Consider the following 1,016-nt stretch of genomic DNA (forward strand, 5'->3'; position numbering starts at 1 on the left):
CTCACCCAGACGGTCCCCACGGCCGCGAACGCCGGGTACTACGCCGAAATCGTCGCCGAGAAGGCCATCCTGCGACGCCTCGTCGAAGCGGGCACCCGCATCGTCCAGTACGGTTACGCCGGCGCCGACGGCCAGGATGTCGCAGAGGTCGTCGACCGAGCCCAGGCCGAGGTCTACGAGGTCACCGAACGCCGCACCTCCGAGGACTTCCTCCCACTCGAAGAACTCCTGCAGCCGACGATGGACGAGATCGACTCCATCGCCTCCCGCGGCGGCATCTCCCTCGGCGTCCCCACCGGTTTCTCCGAACTGGACGAGATCACCAACGGCCTGCACCCGGGTCAGATGATCATCGTCGCGGCCAGGCCCGGTGTCGGGAAGGCGTTGGCAGTGGATACGCCCCTGCCCACTCCCGACGGCTGGACCACCATGGGTGAGATCCGGGTGGGGCAGCAACTCCTCGGTGCCGACGGCAAACCCACGCGCGTTGTCGCCGCGACGGAAGTGATGACGGGGCGTCCCTGTTACGAGGTCGAGTTCTCCGACGGCACGGTGCTCGTCGCGGATGAACAGCACCAGTGGCTCACCGAGACCAGGGCCTCGCGGCGGTCCGCGCAACAGGCCGCGGCCGGGATCAACGGATACCGCAACCAGCGCACCTTCGCCGCTGTCCGGACCACTGCGGATATCGCGGCCACACTCCGCTGCGCGACCGCCGACGGCCGGCTCAACCACTCGGTCGCCAACGCTCAACCACTGGACCTTCCCGAACGCGACCTACTCGTGCCGCCCTACACGCTGGGTGCCTGGCTGGGAGACGGGACGACAGCGGCCGCTCAGATAACCTCCGCGGATCCGGAGATCATCGCCCGTATCGAAGGAGAAGGTATCGTCGCTGTTCCCTCGGGCTCCGCGGCGTTGCGCTATCAATTGCGACTTCCGGAGGATGCCCCGGTGGCCGAGCGGCTCTGCGTGGTGTGCGGACGGCCGTTCACCCCCTTCACCAGCGAAGTCCG

Annotated in this window: 1 protein-coding gene; it reads left to right on the forward strand. The window is 67.9% G+C overall.

Annotation, left to right across the window (positions count from 1 at the left end):
- Positions 1-1,016: DnaB-like helicase C-terminal domain-containing protein (locus ACWDU1_RS32555; RefSeq protein ID WP_450004253.1), on the forward strand; the 1,016-nt coding region annotated here is incomplete at both ends.

The sequence above is a fragment of the Nocardia sp. NPDC003345 genome (genome assembly GCF_053589395.1).